The following is an 18,209-nucleotide window of genomic DNA, read 5'->3' as shown; positions in this document are numbered from 1 at the left end:
GGATCGCCATGCAACTGCGCCACGACTCCCTGGACGCCCATCTCGGCAAATCGCTGGCACCGCTCTATGTGATCGCCAGCGACGAGCACCTGCTGGCGCTGGAGGCGGCCGACAAGATCCGCCGCAGCGCCCGTGCCCACGGTTATACCGAGCGCGAGGTGCTGGTGGTCGAACGCAGTTTCAAGTGGGGCGAACTGCTGGCGGCGAACCAGTCGCAATCGCTGTTCGGCGACAAGAAGCTGATCGAACTGCGCATCCCCACCGGCAAGCCCGGCAAGGATGGCGGTCAGGCGCTGCAGGATTACGCGGCCAATCTTTCGCCCGACAATCTCACCATCATCAGCCTGCCCAAGCTGGACTGGGCCACGCAGAAGGCGGCCTGGGTAGGCGCCCTGCAGCAGGCGGCCGTCTACATCGACATCCCGCTGGTGGAGCGCGCCCAGTTGCCGGGCTGGATCGGCAACCGCCTGGCGGCCCAGCAGCAGAGTGCCGACCGGCCCTGCCTGGATTTCATTGCCGATCGCGTGGAAGGCAATCTGCTGGCCGCGCACCAGGAAATCCAGAAACTGGCCCTGCTCTACCCGGCCGGCCAGCTCAGTTTTGAACAGGTGCAGGACGCGGTGCTGAACGTGGCGCGTTACGATGTCTTCAAGCTCAATGAAGCCATGCTCTCCGGCGACATCGCGCGCCTGACGCGCATGATGGAAGGCTTGAAAGGCGAAGGCGAAGCGTTGCCGCTGGTGCTGTGGGCCGTCACCGAGGAAATCCGCACCCTGCTCAAACTGAAGTCCGGCATGGCCCAGGGCAAACCCGTGGGCGCGCTGTTGAAGGAATACCGCATCTGGGGCCCGCGCGAGCGGCTGATGGAACCGGCGCTGCGCCGTATCAGCCTGGCTGCGCTGGAACAGGCGCTGCAGGAAGCGGCCCTGGTGGACCGCATGGTCAAGGGCCTGCGCGCCCGCAGCTTTGCCGGCGACCCGTGGGACGCGCTGCTGCAGCTGGGCCTGAAGCTGGCACGCGGACGCTGAACCTCTTACCTCTATCGAACCCGACGCGCTCATGCGCCCCGGAGGAACCCGAATGGAAAACATCGAACTCTACATGAACCGCATCGGCCAGCAGGCCCGTGCCGCCTCGCGCGCCATGGCGCGCGCCGATACCGCTGCCAAGAACCAGGCACTGCTGCTGATCGCCGCCGCCATCCGCCGCGACGCAGACCTCCTGCGCGCGGCCAATGCACTGGACCTGGAAGCGGCCCGCGCCAACGGCCTGGCCGAGGCCATGCTGGACCGTCTCACTTTGTCCGACAAGGCCATCGCCACCATGGCCGAAGGCCTGGAGCAGATCGCCTCCCTGCCCGATCCGATTGGCGAGATCAGCAACATGAAGTACCGCCCCACCGGTATCCAGGTCGGCCAGATGCGCGTGCCGCTGGGCGTGATCGGCATCATCTACGAAGCCCGTCCCAACGTGACCGTCGACGCTGCGGGCCTGTGCATCAAGAGTGGTAACGCTACCATCCTGCGCGGTGGTTCCGAAGCCATCCATTGCAACCAGGCCCTGGCCAAGCTGGTCAAGGAAGGCCTGGCCGGCGCCGGTCTGCCGGAAGAGGCGGTGCAGGTGGTCGAGACCACCGACCGCGCCGCCGTGGGTGCGCTCATCACCATGCAGGAGTACGTGGACGTGATCGTCCCGCGCGGCGGCAAGGGCCTGATCGAGCGCCTGATGAAGGAAGCCAAGGTGCCGATGATCAAGCACCTGGATGGCATCTGCCACGTCTACATCGACGACCGCGCCGACACCCGCAAGGCGCTGGATGTGGCCTTCAACGCCAAGTGCCATCGCTACGGCACCTGCAACACCATGGAAACCCTGCTGGTCTCGCGCAACATTGCCGCGGCCATCCTGCCGCCGCTCTCCGAGCTGTATCGCGTCAAGGAAGTGGAACTGCGCTGCGATGCCGAAGCCGCCGAGATTCTGGCCGACTATCCGCTGCTCAAGGCGGCCACCGAAGAAGACTGGGACACTGAATACCTGGCGCCCATCCTGGCCGTCAAAGTGGTGGCCGACATGGACGAGGCCATCGAGCACATCAACCGCCACTCGTCCCAGCACACCGACAGCATCATCACCGAGGACTACACGCGCGCCATGCGCTTCCTGCGCGAAGTCGATTCGGCCTCCGTCATGGTCAATGCCTCCACGCGCTTTGCCGATGGTTTCGAATATGGTCTGGGCGCGGAAATCGGCATCTCCAACGACAAGCTGCATGCGCGCGGCCCGGTCGGGCTGGAGGGCCTGACCTCGCTCAAGTACGTGGTACTGGGCCAGGGCCAGGTGCGCCAGTAATCCGGTAATCTCTTACGCCAACCACAAGGACCGTCATGCTCTGGATCAAAGCCCTGCACATCGTCTTCATCGCTTCCTGGTTCGCCGGCCTGTTCTACCTGCCGCGCATCTTCGTGAACCTGGCGCAGGAGACCGATCTGGTGGCGCGCGAACGCCTCCTGGGCATGGCGCGCCGCCTGTACCGCTTCACCGGCATGATCTCGCTGGTCGCGCTGGCGCTGGGCATCTGGCTGCTGGTCATCACCTGGTCCTTCTGGAAAGGCCCGGGCAATGGCTGGCTGCATGCCAAGCTGTTCCTGGTGGTGCTGGTGATCGGCTACCAGCACGCCTGCGGCGCGCTGCTCAAGAAATTCGAACACGGCAAGAACGTGCGCAGCCACCTCTGGTACCGCTGGTTCAACGAAGTGCCGGTACTGCTGATGCTGGCCATCGTGATCCTGGTCGTGGTCAAGCCGTTCTGATCGTTCTGCAGTTTTCCAGCAGTCTTCGTACGCGTCATCCACACCCTCATCCTTCCGGAGCCGGTCATGAGCAAAGTCTGTGAGTACTTCTTCGCGCCGCATTCTCCCTTCGCCTACCTGGGCCACGCGCATTTCGTCGCCCTCGCCGAACGATACCAGGTGCAGATCCTGCCCAAGCCCTTTGATCTGTCCAAGATCTTCGGCGTCTCCGGCGGCCTGCCGCTGGCCAAGCGCGCACCGCAGCGCCAGGCCTATCGCCTGAAGGAACTGGCGCGCTGGAGCGAATTCCGGGGCAAGCCCATGATCCTGCAGCCGACCTATTTCCCGGTCAACAGCGACAATGCCTCGCGCCTGATCATTGCCACCCAGCTGGCCCACGGCACCGCCGCCGCGCTGCGCCTGACCGATGCCATCATGCGCGCGGTGTGGGAAGAACAAAGAAACATCGCCGACCCCGACACCCTGGTGGCCATCGCCAATGCCCAGGAACACGACGGTGCTGCCTTGCTGAAATCGGCAGAGACCGCCAGCGTGCAGGCCGAATTCGACCGCTTCACCGATGAAGCCAATGCCGCCAGCATCTTCGGCGCGCCGTGGTACATCTACGAGGGCGAAGGTTATTGGGGCCAGGACCGCCTGGACTTCATCGAGCGCGCCTTCGCGAAAGCCTGAGCGGCCAGCGTACAATGACGCCGGACTGCTCCCGTGCAGTCCGGCGTTTTCATTTCTGAACCCCTGTTTTCCAACGGATAAAAGGTACTCCCATGCACTCTCCCGACACCCAATACTCTTATTTCTGCCCCTGCCCGCGCGGCCTGGAAGCGGCCCTGGCCGAGGAACTCAACGAGATCGCCCAGCACGCCGGCCCCGCCGCCAATCTCAAGGTGCACAACCAGGTGCCCGGTGGCGTGCACTGCTCCGGCACCCTGCTGGCGGCCTACCAGATGAACCTGCACTCGCGCATCGCCAGTCGCGTGCTGCTGCGCATGGGCCACGGTTCCTACAAGAACGAGAACGACATCTACGACCTCACCCTGGCCCAAGCCTGGGAAGACTGGTTCAAGGTCTCGCACACCATCCGCGTGGACCTGACCGCGGTGAAGTCGCCCCTGCGCAGCCTGGAATTCACCACGCTCAAGATCAAGGACGCCATCTGCGACCGCTTCCTCGACCAGTTCAAGCTGCGTCCCTCGGTCAACACCCGTACGCCTGACATGCGCATCGCCGGTTTCGTCGATGCCCACAATTTCACGGTCTATCTCGATACCTCGGGCGAGGCGCTCTTCAAGCGCGGCTGGCGCGAAGAGACCGGTGACGCACCGCTGCGCGAGAACCTCGCTGCGGGCCTCTTGCGCACCGCCGGCTGGAAGCCGGGCGTGCCGCTGTTCGATCCCATGTGCGGTTCCGGCACCATCCTGGCCGAGGCCGCGCAGATCATCGCCGGTGTACCGCCCGGTGCACGCCGTCGCTTTGCCTTCGAGAAGTTCAGCAACTTCGATGCCGACGCCTGGTTCGGCATCAAGGGCGATTTCAAACCCAATCCGATTCCGACCACACCGACGCTCTTCGGCAGCGACATCTCCGGTGACATGGTGGAACTGACGCGCAAGAATCTGGTGCGTGCCGGCGTGCATTTCGAGGTGCCGTTGAAGCAGATCGAGGCGCAGGAAATCAAGCCGCCCGTCGACGCCGAGGGCAAGCCGCTGGTCGGCATCATCCTCTCCAACCCGCCCTACGGTGAGCGTATCGGCGTGCGCGGCGACCGTGCCCTGCCGACCGAGGAACTGTTCGCGCAATTCTTCAGCGCCTTCTCCAGCACCTTGAAGCAACGCTTTGCGGGCTGGAGCGTGTTCCTGTTCTCGGCCGACCTCGGCTTGCCCAAGCTGATGCGCCTGAAGGAATCCCGCAAGACCCCGTTCTTCAACGGCGCCCTGGAATGCCGCCTGTTCCGCTTCGACATGGTGGCCGGCTACAACCGCCGCGAGGAAGCCAAGCCGGTCTCGCGCGACAGCGAAGACTGATCCGCCAGGCCAGGCCGGGATGGATTGTCAACTTCCGCAAGACGATCCATCCCGCTGCAGCCGGTTTATCCGGTGCGCATTCTTCCCTACAGTGTGGACGTGGCCAGTGCCGATTGCGCATGCAAAAAAATCGCGCAACGCTGGCCCTCCTTCATCCACTCCACACTTTTCCGGGATCATCATGACCACCGTTACCGTCAACACCCGCGCCGACTACGCCGCCTTCCTGCTGCGCGTCACCATGGGCATTTTCTTTCTGGTCCACGCCGGCCTGAAAATCTTCGTCTTCACTCCGGCAGGCACGGCCGGCTTCTTTGCCTCCCTGGGCGTGCCCGGCTGGTTCGCCTATCCGGTCATGGCGCTGGAAGTGGTGGGCGGCATTGCCCTGGTGCTGGGCTACTATGGCCGCTGGCTGGCCCTGCCGCTGGCAGCGGACCTGCTGGGCGCGGTCGTGCTGGTGCATGGCAAGGCCGGTTTCTTCTTCACCAATCCCAAGGGCGGCTGGGAATACCTGGCACTCTGGATCGTCGGCCTGATCGCTGTGTTCCTGCTGGGCGACGGCGCCTTTGCCATGAAGCGCGAAGCGCAGCGCTGATCCGGCATCGATGGCAACATCGGCATCATGCATCGCCGGGCTCGCGCCCGGCGTAACGCATTGAGGCACCGACCGGCATCAATGTTATAAATGTTTTATATCGTTTATAGAGATTCACAAGGAACCCACCATGTCCACTGCGACCACCCTCACCGATAGCCTCCCCCTGTCCTCGCTGTTCGTCTCGCATGGTTCGCCCATGCTGGCCATCGAACCTGGCCGCACGGGTCCGCTGCTGGCGGGTATCGGGGCGGCACTGCCGCGTCCGCGCGGTATCGTGATGGTGTCGCCGCACTGGGAAACCTTCACCCCGCGCGTGGGCAACCAGAGCCAGCCGCGCGTGATCCATGACTTCGGTGGATTCCCGCCGGCACTGTATGAACTGGACTATCCGGCTCCGGGCGCGCCAGCCCTGGCCGAGCACGTGGCGCAGCGCCTGCGTGACGGCGGCCTGCCGGCCCATACCGACGGCGGCTGGGGCCTGGATCACGGTGCCTGGGTGCCGCTGCGCTACCTGTATCCGCAGGCCGATGTGCCGGTGATCCAGCTGTCGCTGCAATCGCAGCAGCCGCCTGCCTATCACTATCAGGTGGGGCGGCTGCTGGCGCCATTGGCCAAGGAAGGTATCCTGCTGATCGGCTCCGGCAGCTTCACGCACAACCTGCGCGAACTGCGCCGTGACCAGACCGACGGTAGCGATGCACCGCATACGCTGGAATTCCTGCGATGGTTCCTCGACCGCATGCACGCTGGCGACCTGCAGGGCCTCTTCGGCTACCGGACCACCGCCCCGCATGCCGTACGCACCCATCCCAGCGATGAACACCTGCTGAGCCTGTTCTTCGCCATGGGCGCGGCCGATGACTGGACCCAGCTGGTACACCTGGACAGCGGTTCGACGTATCATAGCCTGCGCATGGACGCCTTCGCCTTCGGCACCGGCTCCCGCCTGCTGGCACAACTTCCGGCAGCTGCCTGAGCCGCCGTCTTTCCCGATGGCACCAGGGCAGCGCCATCTCGGGGACAGACGATTTGAACAAACTGCGCGAAATCGAGTGCTTCATCGCCGTGGCCGACCTCGGCAGCTTCGTCAAGGCGGCCGATGCGCTGGGCATCTCCAAGGCCGCCGTCTCACGCACCGTACTGGAACTGGAAGCCCGCCTGGGGTCGCGCCTGATGCAGCGGACCACGCGCCGGCTTTCCCTCACCGAAGCCGGCACCCTCTATCTCGAACGCTGCAAGCAGATCGTGGCCGCGCTGGAAGAAGCCGACGACCTGCTGCTGGCCGGCAGTGCCAAACCAGCGGGCCTGTTGCGCATCAATGCTCCGGTCACCTTCGGCATCCTGCATCTGGCGCCGCTCTGGCCGATGTTCCTGGAGCGCCACCCGGAGGTGGAGCTGGACATCACTTTGTCGGATCGCATCGTCGATATCATCGATGAGGGCTACGATCTGGCGATCCGCATCGCCAGATTGGCGGATTCGACGCTGGTGCATCGCAAGCTCACCAGCACCAGTCTGCCGATCTGTGCCTCCCCCGCCTATCTGGACAAACATGGCACGCCCCGGCATCCGCACGATCTGGCACAACACCAGATCATCAGCTACAGCTACAACCAAGGCCGGGACGAATGGCAGTTCAGCGGGCCCGAAGGGCCGGTCAGCGTGCGGGTCAATGCGCGCATGCACGTCAACAATGGTGACAGCTGCGTGCAGGCCGCGTTGGGCGGCGTGGGCATCACGCGCCAGCCGACCTTCATGATCGATCAGTACCTGCGCAGCGGACAGCTGGTTCCCCTGCTCACGGACTTCACCGTGCCCGACCTGGGCATCTACGCCGTCTATCCCAGCCGTGCGCATCTGCCGGCCAAGGTCAGGGCCATGCTGGATTTCCTCTCCGAGGCTTTCGCCCAGGTGCACTGGAACGAGTGATCCGATTGACCTGCGGGCGCACGTCGGGTCATGCTGCCACAGATCAATGAAGTGTTACCGGATGCTTCGCTTTGCCACAGGCGCGGGTGCGCCTGCTTAAATCTGGGCTTTCTCTTGCGGAGTAGTTCATGCCCGGCTTTGCCCTGCCCTCCTTTTCCAAGTCGCTGCTGTACGCTGCTGCGTCGGTCCTGATGCTGGCCAAGGCGGTGCCGGCCATGGCCACACCGCTGGTCGATCTGATCGCAAGCGACATCCTGCCCATGACCGAGCAGCTCAAGAGCGACCTCAAGCTCACCCCCAACCAGCAGATCCTGTGGCGCCAGACCGAGCAAAAGACCCGCGCCATCCTGGCACAGCGCCAGCAACGGCGCGCGCACCTGCAAGAACATACGGAGCAGGTCTTGCATGCACCCGGCGGCGACTTCCGCGAGCTGGCCGCCGACTATGACAACGATGGCCGTGCCGCCGAAGAGGAAGGACGCCAGTTGCGCGAGATCTGGTTTGCGATGGCCGATGCCCTCGATGACGGCCAGCGCAAGCAAGTCCAGGATTACATCGTGGACCGCATGCAGCGCGTGGCCGATGGTCCCGCGCACGGTGACGGCGGACGCAGCCGCTCCGGCGGTGGCATGGGCGGCCGTGGCGGGATGGGTGGCGGCAGTATGGGTGGCGGAGGAATGGGCGGCATGGGCGGCGGCAGCTTCAGCACCGACAACGGCTTCTGAGGCCGCGCCGCCCGGGCCCCGGTCAAGCCTGCTCGGGCGGCAGCTCGACCTTGTAGATTTCCCGGCCGTCGGTGTTGTGCAGGGTGACGGTCAGGGTCCTGGTCTTCGCATCGATCTTGCCGATGCCAAAGAACTGCAGCAAGTCGGCCGGTGAGCGGTTCTGTTTCATGTCGGCCGGGATGCTAACGAAACGCACGTCCGGACCGAAGGTGCGATCGATCTCGCCCGGCCCGAAGGTCCCGGCATTGATGGGGCCGCCGACGAATTCCCAGAAGGGCTTGAAGTCGGTGAACTGCGCGCGCTCGGGCGCATAGTGCGTCGCCGAGGCGTAGTGCACGTCGGCCGTCACCCACACCACATTCTTGATGTCGTGCTGCTTGATGAAGCGCAGCAGTTCAGCCACCTCCAGCTCGCGCCCGGACGGCTTGCCGTTGTCGGCATTGGCCCAGGCTTCGAAGGTCCCCTTGGGTACATCGGGGTTCAGGTCCGGCACCACGATGGACAGCGGCATGTCGCTGGCGATCAGCTTCCAGGTCGCGCGCGACCGCAGCAACGCCTGCTTGATCCAGCGCATCTGCCCGGGGCCGAGGAAATCGGCGTCGTGCCCACCCTTCTGGCGATTGGGCGAATTGCGGCCGCGATAGCTGCGTTCGTCCAGCATGAACACATCAAGTAGCGGGCCGTGCTGGAAGGCGCGATAGATACGGAAGGGATCAGCGCTATCGATGCGGAAAGGGTTGTGCTCGAACATGGCCTGGCGCGCACGCGCGGCCAGCACGTCGATATTGCGTTCGTCATAGCGCTTCTCGGCCGCACCGATCTGCTGGCCCGGATACCAGTTGTTGCGCACCTCGTGGTCATCCCACTGCACCAGGAACGGCACCTCGGCGGCGAAGCGGCGCTTGCTGGCGTCCAGCATGTTGTAGGCGAAGTTGCCGCGATAGTCATCCAGCGTCTGCGCCACCTTGGACTTGGCTTCGGTCACCACGTTGCGCCACAGCGTTCCGTCGTCCAGCTTCACTTCCGCCTGGATCGGCCCATCGGCATAGATCTGGTCGCCCGAGTGGATGAAGAAATCCGGGCGGAAGCGGCGCATGCTTTCATACACCCGATAACCACCCCACTGCTCGTTGATCCCCCAGCCCTGACCCGCTTCATCGCCCGAAAAGGCAAAGGTGACGTCACGCGCCTGGCCCTGCATCGAGGCCGGCACCATGAGGCTGCCGGTCAGCGGCTCGCTCAGGGCCGACTCATGCACCAGATTCTGGAAGCGCACGCGATAGTAGACGCGCTGCCCCGCCGGCAGGCCGCGCAGATCCACGCGGGCGGTGTAGTCCTCGCGCGCCAGCGCGGTGGGGCCGGCGATGCGGATGGGGTTGGAGAAATTCTCGCTGGTGGAGTACTCGACCAGCATGCGCGCATTGCGGTCGGCGCGGGCCCAGACCATGGCGCTGTCGCGGGTGACGTCGCCGCTCATGATGCCGCCCGGGAATTGCGGACGCAGGCGTTCGGAAGTGACGATGGCCGGCGCAGCGGGCTCTGTCGCGGACAATGCGGCGGGGCTGGCGATCACGGCGGCGCTGCCCACGGCAGTAACGGCGGTGTCGCGCAGGAAGCGGCGGCGGCTGTGGTCGGCGGGCGGATTCTGATCGGGCATGGCAACTCCTGTGAGGGTGAGGTAAAGCGAAGTAAAGGGGGAGTTGCAATTTAGCAATCGAGTATGACCGGTCCATGAAAGGAGGATGACCAAGGCTGACCAGACACACGGAGAGCAAAAAATTGATGGGATTTACAGCAAAAATTCGAGATCGACCCCATTGCACCAAAATGCAGCCATCCTGTCGGCCTCACCTCACCGATGCACATCATTCGTGCAAACACTATACTGACATCCATCTGACGCACCGATAAAGTCCTTTTGAATCAAGCTTCTGCAGAATAATCACCAAATTGGAACGAAAATTGCTTAAGTCCGTGCTTCCGATTCTTTTATTGCACACTTTTTGGGAGATTTTCTGGTGGACGATCACAAAAACGGCGCAGACGCCCTCTTCATCCTGCTGGGGGCGATCATGATCCTGGCCATGCATGCCGGCTTCGCCTTCCTGGAACTGGGAACGGTGCGCAGGAAGAACCAGGTCAATGCCCTGGTGAAGATCCTGGCGGACTTTGCGGTGTCGACCATCGTCTATTTCTTCATCGGCTATTACGTGGCCTATGGGGTGAGCTTCTTCGCGGGTGCCGAGACGCTGGCCGAGCGCAGCGGTTTCGAGCTGGTGAAGTTCTTCTTCCTGCTGACCTTTGCGGCGGCCATCCCGGCCATCATTTCGGGCGGCATTGCCGAGCGCTCCAAGTTCAATCCGCAACTGGTGGCCACTGCCGTGCTGGTGGGCCTGGTCTATCCCTTCTTCGAGGGCATTGCATGGAACCAGCACCTGGGCGTGCAGGCCTGGCTGGCTGCGACCTTTGGCGCCGAGTTCCATGACTTCGCCGGTTCCATCGTGGTCCACGCCGTGGGCGGCTGGATCGCCCTGCCTGCCGTGCTGCTGCTGGGTGCGCGCCGTGGCCGCTACAGCAAGGAAGGCGCGGTGGCGGCACATCCGCCCTCCAACATTCCCTTCCTGGCGCTGGGTGCGTGGATCCTGACCGTGGGCTGGTTCGGCTTCAACGTCATGAGCGCGCAGACGCTGGACAAGATGAATGGCCTGGTAGCGATGAATTCACTCATGGCCATGGCCGGTGGCACGCTGGTGGCACTGCTGATGGGACGCAACGATCCCGGCTTCGCCTACAACGGCCCGCTGGCGGGCCTGGTGGCGGTGTGCGCCGGCTCGGACCTGATGCACCCGCTGGGCGCGCTGGTCACCGGTGGCATTGCCGGCGCGATTTTCGTGTGGATGTTCACCCGCACCCAGAACAAGTGGAAGATCGACGATGTGCTGGGCGTGTGGCCGCTGCACGGGCTGTGCGGTTTGTGGGGCGGACTGGCGGCGGGCATCTTCGGCCTGCAGGCGCTGGGCGGACGGGGTGGCGTGTCCTTCATGGCGCAGTTGATCGGCAGCCTCATGGGCATTGCCATTGCGGCGGTGGGCGGCTGGATTGTGTATGGCTTGCTGAAGAAGACGGTCGGGATTCGCCTGGATCCGGAACAGGAATTCGAAGGGGCCGATCTGGCGATTCACAAGATCTCTTCTACGGCGGAGAGGGAGACCAGTTGGTAAGGCGGGGGGGGGGGGGATAAATAGAATAAAGTCTGGCATCCGCCCCATGCAGTCGATACCCATCCCGCCGACCAGACGGGATGGGATACAAGCAAGGCACCCCTTGTGTTGAGTGCGAAGGGGCTCGCCCCTTCAGACACAAATCAAACTCCCAATTCCCTCCGCACGATCTCGGCCCCCGCGCTCAGCGCACCAAGCTTGCCCCGCGCAAGCTCTCGCGGCAACGGCGCCATCCCGCAGTTGGTACAAGGATAGAGCTTGTCCGCATCGACGAACTGCAATGCCTTGCGCAAGGTCGCCGCAACTTCCTCGGGCGTCTCCACCTTGTGACTGGCCACATCGATGGCCCCCACCATCACCTTCTTGCCGCGAATGAGTTCGATCAGCTCCATGGGCACACGTGCGTTGTGGCATTCGAGTGAAACGATATCGATGTTCGATGCCTGCAACCTGGGGAAGGTCTGCTCATACTGCCGCCATTGCGAACCCAATGTCTGCTTCCAGTCCGTGTTGGCCTTGATGCCGTAGCCATAGCAGATGTGCACGGCAGTCTCGCACCTGAGCCCCTCGATGGCGCGCTCCAGCGTGGCCACGCCCCAGTCATTGACTTCATCGAAGAAGACATTGAAGGCCGGCTCATCGAACTGGATGATGTCCACGCCCGCGGCCTCCAGCTCGCGCGCTTCCTGGTTGAGGATCACGGCGAACTCCCAGGCCAGTTTTTCGCGGCTCTTGTAGTGGGCATCGTAGAGCGTGTCGATCATCGTCATCGGCCCCGGCAGCGCCCACTTGATCGGCTGATCGGTCTGACCGCGCAGGAATCTCGCATCCTCCACGAACACCGGCTTCTGGCGCGACACCGCACCCACTACCGTGGGCACGCTGGCGTCATAACGATTGCGAATGCGCACGGTCTCGCGCCTGGCAAAATCCACGCCGTCGAGATGCTCGATGAACGTGGTCACGAAATGCTGGCGCGTCTGCTCGCCGTCACTGACGATATCGATTCCGGCGTGCTGCTGCTCTTGCAGCGACAGGCGCAAGGCATCGCGCTTGGCCTCAAGCAATTCATCCCCCTGCAGCCTCCAGGGCGACCACAGTTTCTCGGGCTCGGCCAGCCAGGCGGGTTTCGGCAGGCTGCCGGCGGTGGAGGTGGGCAATATTTTTTTCATGGTGAAGACCTTGTGGGTGGAGCGATCAATGAGCGTAACTGGCCGACCACTGCTCGAGCACGGCGCGGTAGGGCTTGATGAAATGTTCCTCGGCAAAGCGTCCCTGCTGGATCGCCAGGCGGCTGCGCTCTTCGCGGTCATAGACGATGCGCGTGACCGAATAGTCCTGATGCTGCAGGCTGGGCTGATAGGTTTTGCCGGCCGCCGAATTGGCGTTGTAGATTTCAGGGCGATAGATTTTCTGGAAGGTCTCCATCGTGCTGATGGTGCTGATCAGTTCCAGGTTCGTGTAGTCGCGCAGCAGGTCGCCGCTGAAGTAGAAGGCCAGCGGCGCGGCGCTGTCGGGCGGCATGAAGTAGCGCACCTGCAGACCCATCTTGGCGAAATAGGCGTCCGTCAGTGATGACTCGTTCTGCAGATACTCCACGCCCAGCACCGGATGGAAGTTCTCCGTGCGGTGATAGGTCTTGCTGCTGGCCACGCTCAGGCAGATGACCGGCGGCTTGCTGAAGTGCGCCCGGTAAGCATCCGACTCCACGAAACGCCTGAACAGCTTGCCGTGCAACTCACCGAAGTTCTCGGGCACGCTGAACACCGGCTGATCCTTGGTGTGTTCCAGCAGCACGACGCTGAAGTCATAGTCGCGCACGTAAGAAGAAAAATTGTTGCCGACGATACCGGCGATGCGCTCGCCGCTGAGGTGATCGATGATATTGGTCTTCAACACTTCAATCAGCGGCAGGGCCGCAGCAAGCTCTTCACCCTCGATGCCCATCTCTACTGAAATGATCTCCAGCTCCACCGCATAGCGGTCGGCCTTGGGGTTGTCCCAATGCGCCAGCGCATTGAAGCGGTTGTTGATCATGCGGAAGGTGTTGCGCAGGTTTTCCCGGCGCTGCGCTCCCCTGGCGAGGTTGGCGAAATTGGTGGTGATGCGCGTGTTCTCGGCAGGACGATAGTCCTCGTCGAAACAGATGCTCTTGATGGCGAATGACAAGTCTTGGTTCATGGTGCTCCTGCGCCCCTTTGCTGAAATCACGCCGGTGGGCTTGCCGCCGACCTGATGCGGTCAATGTACAGGCGCATTCTATGCCGCGACATCCATGAATAAAAATGATTTTATCTCATTATTCAATGAATCTTGCTCATTCACAAAACAGCAGTCTCCAATGGCTGGACCATAAAAAAAGCGACCGGAATAACCCGGTCGCCTCTCGCGTTGCGCGCCATGTCGGCATCAGGCCGTCAGCACAACCTTGCGGCATTCCTCGCGTTTCTCATTGAAGATGCGATACCCCTCGGCGGCCTGTTCCAGGGGCAGGCGATGGGTGATGATCGCCTCCGGACGCAGCCAGCCATCCTCGATGCTGGCCAGCAGCTCGGGCATGTAATGCTGCACGTGGGTCTGACCGGTCTTGATGGTCAGGCCTTTCTCGAAGATGTCGCCGAACAGGAAGCCATGAATGAAGCCCGCATAAACGCCCGGCACGCTCACGGTACCGCCGCGCCGCACCGAGGCGATGCAATGGCGCAGTGCCTGACCGCTGCTGCCTTCGAGTTTGAGGTTGGTCATGGCGGTTTCCAGCACGCTGCCCTTGGCTTCGAAGCCCACTGCATCAATCACTGCATCCACGCCACGCCCGGCGGTATTGGCGATGATGGTCTCGCCGGGGTCCACCTGGTCGAAGTTGATGGGGATGGCTCCGTACTGCTCGGTGGCGAAACGCAAGCGGTAATCGTGATGATCGACGATGAAGATCTTTTCCGCACCCAGCATGCGCGCGCAGGCGGCCGCCATCTGTCCGACCGGGCCGGCGCCGTAGATGGCCACGCTGGAGCCCTCGCGCACGCCGGCGTTCTTGACGGCCTGATAGCCGGTGGGAAGGATATCGCTCAGGAACAGCACCTGCTCATCGGCCAGCGCTGAGTCGATGCGGATGGGACCGACGTCGGCCTTGGGCACCCGCACGTACTGTGCCTGCCCGCCCGGCATGCCGCCATACAAGTGGCTGTAACCGAACATGGCCGCGCCGGAGCGTATGCCCTTGCCATTCATGATGGCGCCGCGGTCAGGGTTGGTGGTTTCACACGCGGCGTACAGATGCTGGTCACAGAAGAAGCACTGGCCGCAGGCGATGACGAAGGGCACCACCACGCGATCCCCTTTCTTGAGGCGCTTCACGCCCGGGCCGGTCTCGACCACCACGCCCATGAATTCATGGCCGAGGATGTCGCCCGCCTTGGTGGCGGGAATCTTGCCGCGATACAGGTGCAGGTCGGAGCCGCAGATGGCGGTGGCCGTGACTTTGAGGATGATGTCGTCAGCCTCTTGAATGATGGGATCGGGTACGGTCTCGACCCGCACATCGTGGGCGGAATGGTAGAGCAATGCGCGCATGGTTTCTCCTTGGATGAGCTGGCCGCAGACAAGAGGACAGCGCTGGCGGCGCCTTCCTCGCGAAAATCGACAAGCGCTCAGCGCGGTGCGCGGGCGACGTCCTGCACGATGTCGAATTCGGGCTTGGCGATTTCCTTGTTGGCGTTGTCGGTGCTGGTTTCCCGGGCTTCCACATGATCGCTGCGGGCCGGCTGGCTGGTGGCTTCGCCGCTGGACTGTGCAGGGCTGGAATTGGCGCGGGTGGGCAACTTGGATTCGATGGACATGCTGGGCTCCTTGACCGGACAGTGGAGGGAAAAACAGGAGCCTCCAGACTAAACAGCGCCCCGCGCCGCAACCATCAGCGAGCCACGCCTAGCCTTGTGGGCAGCGGCTGTCGGACGGGTCGGCGCTACTTGATGAGCGCAGCAGCCAGGGCAATGCAGGAAGCGGCGACGTGCGCATTTGGACCCCACGCACGCGGCACCCGCCGACATACACCGCGCGCCGCGCGCAGTAGCATCGCGAGGATCATCTGCACCGCGCCCTGTGGCCGTGTAGTTCATTCACCTGAACACAAGGAGAGCATCATGACCGACGCCCTGAACAAGCATACCCACGCTGCCGACACATCCGGCCCGCAAGATCTGCAGACAAAAGGCAATCCGCCCAGTGGCACCAATGAACGAGACATGCTCGACCGTGGCCAGCGCCACGCACCGGGCGACAGCGACAAACCCGGCTCCGGCAACAAACCGGAAGGCGGCAATTATTCGGAGCAGGACATGCGGGAAAACAGCCCGCAGCTCTAGGGCCTGTTCACATTAAATCTGCGAGATGCGTTGCCCCGGCAGATCAGTTTCTTCCGATGCCCGACGGTAGAGCTCACTCCTCGCGGTCGAATTCGGCCAGCACCATTTCCACCTGCAGGCATTGCAATTTCAATTCCTTGATGGCGCGGCGATAGCGGCGAAAGTCGCGACGCCCGGGCAGGTCACCGCTTCCTTTGCTGAACCTCACCGCGTCATGCACGATAGCCTGCAGGATGCCGGCCGCCTGTTCGTGTGAGGCCCTGAGCCGGTTCACTCCCTCAATCAGCGCTTGTTTCTTCTTCATTGTGGTATCCCGGTATCGGCAGACATCGGCTGCCATGAACATGGCATGGAGTCCGTTGCACGGCGTTGGTTCCTGATCACCTGCGGCACGCCAGAGCGCGGGCTCTTCTTCACGGATGCTGGCATCACTGACAGCTTACGCCACCCTCTCATCGGGCAACACGCTGATATCGCGACCAACGCCACCTGCCTAAGATGAGGACTCGTAGGGAAGACAAAGCCCTGCGGAATTTTCCACCCCTCATGACACAAAGGAGATACATCATGGCAAACCAAAACCAAGGCTCGACCAGCAACCGCGGCTTCGCTTCGATGGATGAAGACAAGCAGCGCGAGATCGCCAGCCAGGGCGGCAAGGCCGCCCACGAAAAGGGGACCGCGCACGAGTTCAGCTCCGAAGAAGCCCGTGAGGCCGGCCGCAAGGGCGGTCAGAACAGCCACGGCGGCGGCAACCAGGGCAACAACCGCTAATGGCGGTGGATTGCTGAAGGCAGAGGGCCCTGCGGGGCCCTTTTTGCTGCGCATCGCTTTACTTCCATTACTCCCATCATCCCGATCACGCCCTACCGTCCAAGGAGATCAGCATGACCGTCAAGACCCTCAAAGACCTGTTTATCCACAGCCTCTCCGACGTCTATAGCGCCGAGAAGCAACTCACCCGCGCCCTGCCCCGTCTGGCCCGTGCCGCCACCACGCCCGAGCTGCGCCAGGCGTTTGAAAAGCACCTGGAAGAAACCCAGGGACAGATCGAGCGCATCGACCGACTGGTGGACAATGCCGAGCTGCGCCTCAAGCGCATCAAGTGCGTGGCCATGGAAGGTCTGGTCGAAGAAGGCCGCGAGCAGATCGACGAAATCGAGAAGGGCCCGGTGCTCGATGCCGCCCTGATCGGCGCTGCGCAAAAGGTGGAACACTACGAAATCGCCACCTACGGCACCCTGTGCGCGCTGGCCAGGCAACTGGGGCTGGACGATGCCGCCCGGCTGCTCGACGAAACCCTGCAGGAAGAAAAAGCCACGGACGAAAAGCTCAGCCAGCTGGCACTGCAAAAGGTCAACCAGCAACAGGCTGCCTGAGCCCGCAATCCCACTCGCGCAGCAGGCCGGCCCCCTACACGGGCGCCGGCCTGTTTGCCTCTGCGCTACTTGACGGTGATATTGATCCCATGCGCCATCATGTGTCCGTACGAACGGTGCTCGCCATCGGCGAACTGCGCCGTGAGTTTGTACTTGCCGGGCGGTAGCGAAACCGTGGTCTCGGTCTGGCCGTCGTCCAGATGCAGATGGGTATCGTCATGCGGGATGATCTCGCCCTTGCCTACAGGCGCGTGATTGATGAGGATATGGTGATGTCCCGTACCCTCCACCAGCTTGCCCGCCGGTCGGGTGCTCATGGAGTGCGCCGCCAGGCGCACGCGGAAGGGACTGGTGACGGTCTGGCCGCTCTTGGGTTCGAGGATACTCAAGGTGGGCTCGTCCGCCATGGCGGGCAGGGCGTGCATCGCCAGCAGCAGCGTGCCTGCACAGGTAACGGCCTGCAGCTTGCGTCGGAAAAAAGAATGGAACATGAGGACTCCTGTCGGGATGAAAAAGGAAGAGCCGGCGCCTGACGCGGCCATCGCCGGGATAGAACCCTGGCCGCGTCCCGACGGGACTCAGATCGATAGCGGGCCACGCGCCTGCCGGGGCAAGCGCGCATGCAGCTTGGCCAGCAAGCTGCGCAACTGGACGCGGTAATCGAGCACTACGCTACGTTCACAATAAGGCGCCCAGGCGGGGTCGAAGGCAAGCTCGGCCGGATCCAGCGCGCTCTCGGAAGGCACCGCGCGCCGGGCCGAAGATGTGCCGGGCACCTGCAAGCGCACCTGGGTCGCCTGACCCAGGCTGGCGCGCAGTTCCAGCAGCGTGAGCGCCACGGTGCGGTACTTGTGTGGCGCCTCCAGTTCCACTCCGCACGCGGCACAGACCAGCCGCAGCCTGGCCTTCACGTCCTTGCTGCCGTGCGCCTCCCGGCCTTCGTTCCAGGCTGTGCCGAACAACAAGGGACCGGCATGGCTGAGATAGGCTTCCAGACAAAACGACAGCATCATCAAGGCCGACAGGAATACCCAGCGCGAACCGGACTGCTCTTGCCCCGCCTTGCGGATGAGCAGCTCGGCGCCGCGCCAGAGTTCGACATAGGTCAGCGTCGGCGCCACGAGGGCGGGATCGCCTGCAGAGGCGGAGCTGGCCATGATGTTGT

Annotated in this window: 21 protein-coding genes; 13 read left to right on the top strand and 8 right to left on the bottom strand. The window is 63.1% G+C overall.

The genetic code is table 11. The annotated features are described in order from the left end of the window. Positions 1-8: 8 nt before the first annotated feature. The 9 genes from holA (at position 9) to AACH55_RS02845 (ending at position 8,083) form a co-directional block, all read left to right on the top strand. Complete coding sequence (gene holA, locus AACH55_RS02885) at positions 9-1,028, top strand: DNA polymerase III subunit delta (protein ID WP_338717911.1); 1,020 nt, start codon at positions 9-11, stop codon at positions 1,026-1,028. 52 nt (positions 1,029-1,080) lie between these two features. Beyond that, a complete protein-coding gene (locus tag AACH55_RS02880) occupies positions 1,081-2,349 on the top strand; it encodes a glutamate-5-semialdehyde dehydrogenase (RefSeq protein WP_338717910.1) in 1,269 nt (422 codons plus the stop codon). Between the two features lie 35 nt (positions 2,350-2,384). Further along, positions 2,385-2,810, top strand: a complete 426-nt coding sequence (locus AACH55_RS02875; RefSeq protein ID WP_338717909.1) for a CopD family protein — start codon at positions 2,385-2,387, stop codon at positions 2,808-2,810. Between the two features lie 66 nt (positions 2,811-2,876). Then, positions 2,877-3,482 (top strand): 2-hydroxychromene-2-carboxylate isomerase, encoded by a 606-nt coding sequence (locus AACH55_RS02870; RefSeq protein WP_338717908.1) that lies wholly within the window; start codon positions 2,877-2,879, stop codon positions 3,480-3,482. Positions 3,483-3,574: 92 nt separating this feature from the next. After that, positions 3,575-4,831 carry a class I SAM-dependent RNA methyltransferase gene (locus AACH55_RS02865; RefSeq protein WP_338717907.1) on the top strand — a complete coding sequence of 419 codons (1,257 nt, stop codon included), beginning with the start codon at positions 3,575-3,577 and terminating at the stop codon, positions 4,829-4,831. 181 nt (positions 4,832-5,012) lie between these two features. Then, positions 5,013-5,426, top strand: a complete 414-nt coding sequence (locus tag AACH55_RS02860; RefSeq protein ID WP_338717906.1) for a DoxX family protein — start codon at positions 5,013-5,015, stop codon at positions 5,424-5,426. A gap of 130 nt (positions 5,427-5,556) precedes the next feature. Beyond that, entirely contained in the window at positions 5,557-6,405 is an 849-nt protein-coding gene (locus AACH55_RS02855) for a class III extradiol ring-cleavage dioxygenase (RefSeq protein WP_338717905.1), read from the top strand. A gap of 53 nt (positions 6,406-6,458) precedes the next feature. Further along, positions 6,459-7,358, top strand: a complete 900-nt coding sequence (locus tag AACH55_RS02850) for a LysR family transcriptional regulator (RefSeq protein ID WP_338717904.1) — start codon at positions 6,459-6,461, stop codon at positions 7,356-7,358. A 128-nt stretch (positions 7,359-7,486) separates the two neighbouring features. After that, positions 7,487-8,083, top strand: coding sequence for a hypothetical protein (locus AACH55_RS02845; RefSeq protein WP_338717903.1), 597 nt, complete (start codon positions 7,487-7,489; stop codon positions 8,081-8,083). Positions 8,084-8,105: 22 nt separating this feature from the next. Here AACH55_RS02845 and AACH55_RS02840 read toward each other — a convergent pair whose 3' ends face one another. After that, the gene (locus tag AACH55_RS02840; protein ID WP_338717902.1) at positions 8,106-9,740 is read right to left on the bottom strand and encodes an alkaline phosphatase D family protein; all 1,635 of its coding nucleotides are present in this window, start codon (positions 9,738-9,740) and stop codon (positions 8,106-8,108) included. 361 nt (positions 9,741-10,101) lie between these two features. On the opposite strand from AACH55_RS02840, the gene AACH55_RS02835 reads away from it, so the two are divergent. Further along, complete coding sequence (locus AACH55_RS02835; RefSeq protein WP_338717901.1) at positions 10,102-11,304, top strand: ammonium transporter; 1,203 nt, start codon at positions 10,102-10,104, stop codon at positions 11,302-11,304. Between the two features lie 143 nt (positions 11,305-11,447). Here the strand turns inward: AACH55_RS02835 and AACH55_RS02830 are convergent, their stop codons facing one another. The 4 genes from AACH55_RS02830 to AACH55_RS02815 form a co-directional block, all read right to left on the bottom strand. Next, positions 11,448-12,476, bottom strand: coding sequence for a methionine synthase (locus AACH55_RS02830; protein WP_338717899.1), 1,029 nt, complete (start codon positions 12,474-12,476; stop codon positions 11,448-11,450). A 25-nt stretch (positions 12,477-12,501) separates the two neighbouring features. After that, positions 12,502-13,485, bottom strand: a complete 984-nt coding sequence (locus tag AACH55_RS02825) for a DUF1852 domain-containing protein (protein ID WP_338717898.1) — start codon at positions 13,483-13,485, stop codon at positions 12,502-12,504. Positions 13,486-13,713: 228 nt separating this feature from the next. Beyond that, on the bottom strand, positions 13,714-14,874 hold the full coding sequence (locus tag AACH55_RS02820) for a zinc-dependent alcohol dehydrogenase (protein WP_338717897.1): 1,161 nt from the start codon (positions 14,872-14,874) through the stop codon (positions 13,714-13,716). A 77-nt stretch (positions 14,875-14,951) separates the two neighbouring features. Beyond that, the gene (locus AACH55_RS02815; protein ID WP_338717896.1) at positions 14,952-15,140 is read right to left on the bottom strand and encodes a hypothetical protein; all 189 of its coding nucleotides are present in this window, start codon (positions 15,138-15,140) and stop codon (positions 14,952-14,954) included. A gap of 303 nt (positions 15,141-15,443) precedes the next feature. On the opposite strand from AACH55_RS02815, the gene AACH55_RS02810 reads away from it, so the two are divergent. Further along, entirely contained in the window at positions 15,444-15,665 is a 222-nt protein-coding gene (locus AACH55_RS02810) for a hypothetical protein (protein ID WP_338717895.1), read from the top strand. Between the two features lie 73 nt (positions 15,666-15,738). On the opposite strand, the gene AACH55_RS02805 is transcribed toward AACH55_RS02810, so the two are convergent. Then, complete coding sequence (locus AACH55_RS02805; protein ID WP_338717894.1) at positions 15,739-15,969, bottom strand: hypothetical protein; 231 nt, start codon at positions 15,967-15,969, stop codon at positions 15,739-15,741. Between the two features lie 263 nt (positions 15,970-16,232). Between AACH55_RS02805 and AACH55_RS02800 the strand changes: the two genes are divergently transcribed. After that, positions 16,233-16,439: a KGG domain-containing protein gene (locus tag AACH55_RS02800; protein WP_338717893.1), complete on the top strand. Its 207-nt coding sequence runs from the start codon at positions 16,233-16,235 to the stop codon at positions 16,437-16,439. Positions 16,440-16,552: 113 nt separating this feature from the next. Further along, positions 16,553-17,044, top strand: coding sequence for a ferritin-like domain-containing protein (locus tag AACH55_RS02795; RefSeq protein ID WP_338717892.1), 492 nt, complete (start codon positions 16,553-16,555; stop codon positions 17,042-17,044). A 65-nt stretch (positions 17,045-17,109) separates the two neighbouring features. Here the strand turns inward: AACH55_RS02795 and AACH55_RS02790 are convergent, their stop codons facing one another. Both AACH55_RS02790 and AACH55_RS02785 read right to left on the bottom strand, forming a co-directional pair. Continuing rightward, positions 17,110-17,535, bottom strand: a complete 426-nt coding sequence (locus tag AACH55_RS02790) for a DUF4399 domain-containing protein (protein ID WP_338717891.1) — start codon at positions 17,533-17,535, stop codon at positions 17,110-17,112. Positions 17,536-17,622: 87 nt separating this feature from the next. Beyond that, positions 17,623-18,201 carry a hypothetical protein gene (locus AACH55_RS02785; RefSeq protein ID WP_338717890.1) on the bottom strand — a complete coding sequence of 193 codons (579 nt, stop codon included), beginning with the start codon at positions 18,199-18,201 and terminating at the stop codon, positions 17,623-17,625. Between the last annotated feature and the right edge of the window lie 8 nt (positions 18,202-18,209).

This window comes from Herbaspirillum sp. DW155 (genome assembly GCF_037076565.1).
Lineage (GTDB): Bacteria > Pseudomonadota > Gammaproteobacteria > Burkholderiales > Burkholderiaceae_D > Herbaspirillum.
Note: the sequence above shows the minus strand (reverse complement) of the source record. Positions and strands in the feature narration are given on the sequence as shown.

Coding starts and splice junctions, on each gene's coding strand:
- AACH55_RS02880 (WP_338717910.1), top strand. CDS start 1,081: ATGGAAAACATCGAACTCTACATGAACCGCATCGGCCAGCAGGCCCGT.
- AACH55_RS02825 (WP_338717898.1), bottom strand. CDS start 13,485: ATGAACCAAGACTTGTCATTCGCCATCAAGAGCATCTGTTTCGACGAG.
- AACH55_RS02800 (WP_338717893.1), top strand. CDS start 16,233: ATGGCAAACCAAAACCAAGGCTCGACCAGCAACCGCGGCTTCGCTTCG.
- holA (WP_338717911.1), top strand. CDS start 9: ATGCAACTGCGCCACGACTCCCTGGACGCCCATCTCGGCAAATCGCTG.
- AACH55_RS02815 (WP_338717896.1), bottom strand. CDS start 15,140: ATGTCCATCGAATCCAAGTTGCCCACCCGCGCCAATTCCAGCCCTGCA.
- AACH55_RS02870 (WP_338717908.1), top strand. CDS start 2,877: ATGAGCAAAGTCTGTGAGTACTTCTTCGCGCCGCATTCTCCCTTCGCC.
- AACH55_RS02840 (WP_338717902.1), bottom strand. CDS start 9,740: ATGCCCGATCAGAATCCGCCCGCCGACCACAGCCGCCGCCGCTTCCTG.
- AACH55_RS02785 (WP_338717890.1), bottom strand. CDS start 18,201: ATGGCCAGCTCCGCCTCTGCAGGCGATCCCGCCCTCGTGGCGCCGACG.
- AACH55_RS02865 (WP_338717907.1), top strand. CDS start 3,575: ATGCACTCTCCCGACACCCAATACTCTTATTTCTGCCCCTGCCCGCGC.
- AACH55_RS02790 (WP_338717891.1), bottom strand. CDS start 17,535: ATGTTCCATTCTTTTTTCCGACGCAAGCTGCAGGCCGTTACCTGTGCA.
- AACH55_RS02845 (WP_338717903.1), top strand. CDS start 7,487: ATGCCCGGCTTTGCCCTGCCCTCCTTTTCCAAGTCGCTGCTGTACGCT.
- AACH55_RS02875 (WP_338717909.1), top strand. CDS start 2,385: ATGCTCTGGATCAAAGCCCTGCACATCGTCTTCATCGCTTCCTGGTTC.
- AACH55_RS02805 (WP_338717894.1), bottom strand. CDS start 15,969: ATGAAGAAGAAACAAGCGCTGATTGAGGGAGTGAACCGGCTCAGGGCC.
- AACH55_RS02810 (WP_338717895.1), top strand. CDS start 15,444: ATGACCGACGCCCTGAACAAGCATACCCACGCTGCCGACACATCCGGC.
- AACH55_RS02820 (WP_338717897.1), bottom strand. CDS start 14,874: ATGCGCGCATTGCTCTACCATTCCGCCCACGATGTGCGGGTCGAGACC.
- AACH55_RS02795 (WP_338717892.1), top strand. CDS start 16,553: ATGACCGTCAAGACCCTCAAAGACCTGTTTATCCACAGCCTCTCCGAC.
- AACH55_RS02830 (WP_338717899.1), bottom strand. CDS start 12,476: ATGAAAAAAATATTGCCCACCTCCACCGCCGGCAGCCTGCCGAAACCC.
- AACH55_RS02855 (WP_338717905.1), top strand. CDS start 5,557: ATGTCCACTGCGACCACCCTCACCGATAGCCTCCCCCTGTCCTCGCTG.
- AACH55_RS02860 (WP_338717906.1), top strand. CDS start 5,013: ATGACCACCGTTACCGTCAACACCCGCGCCGACTACGCCGCCTTCCTG.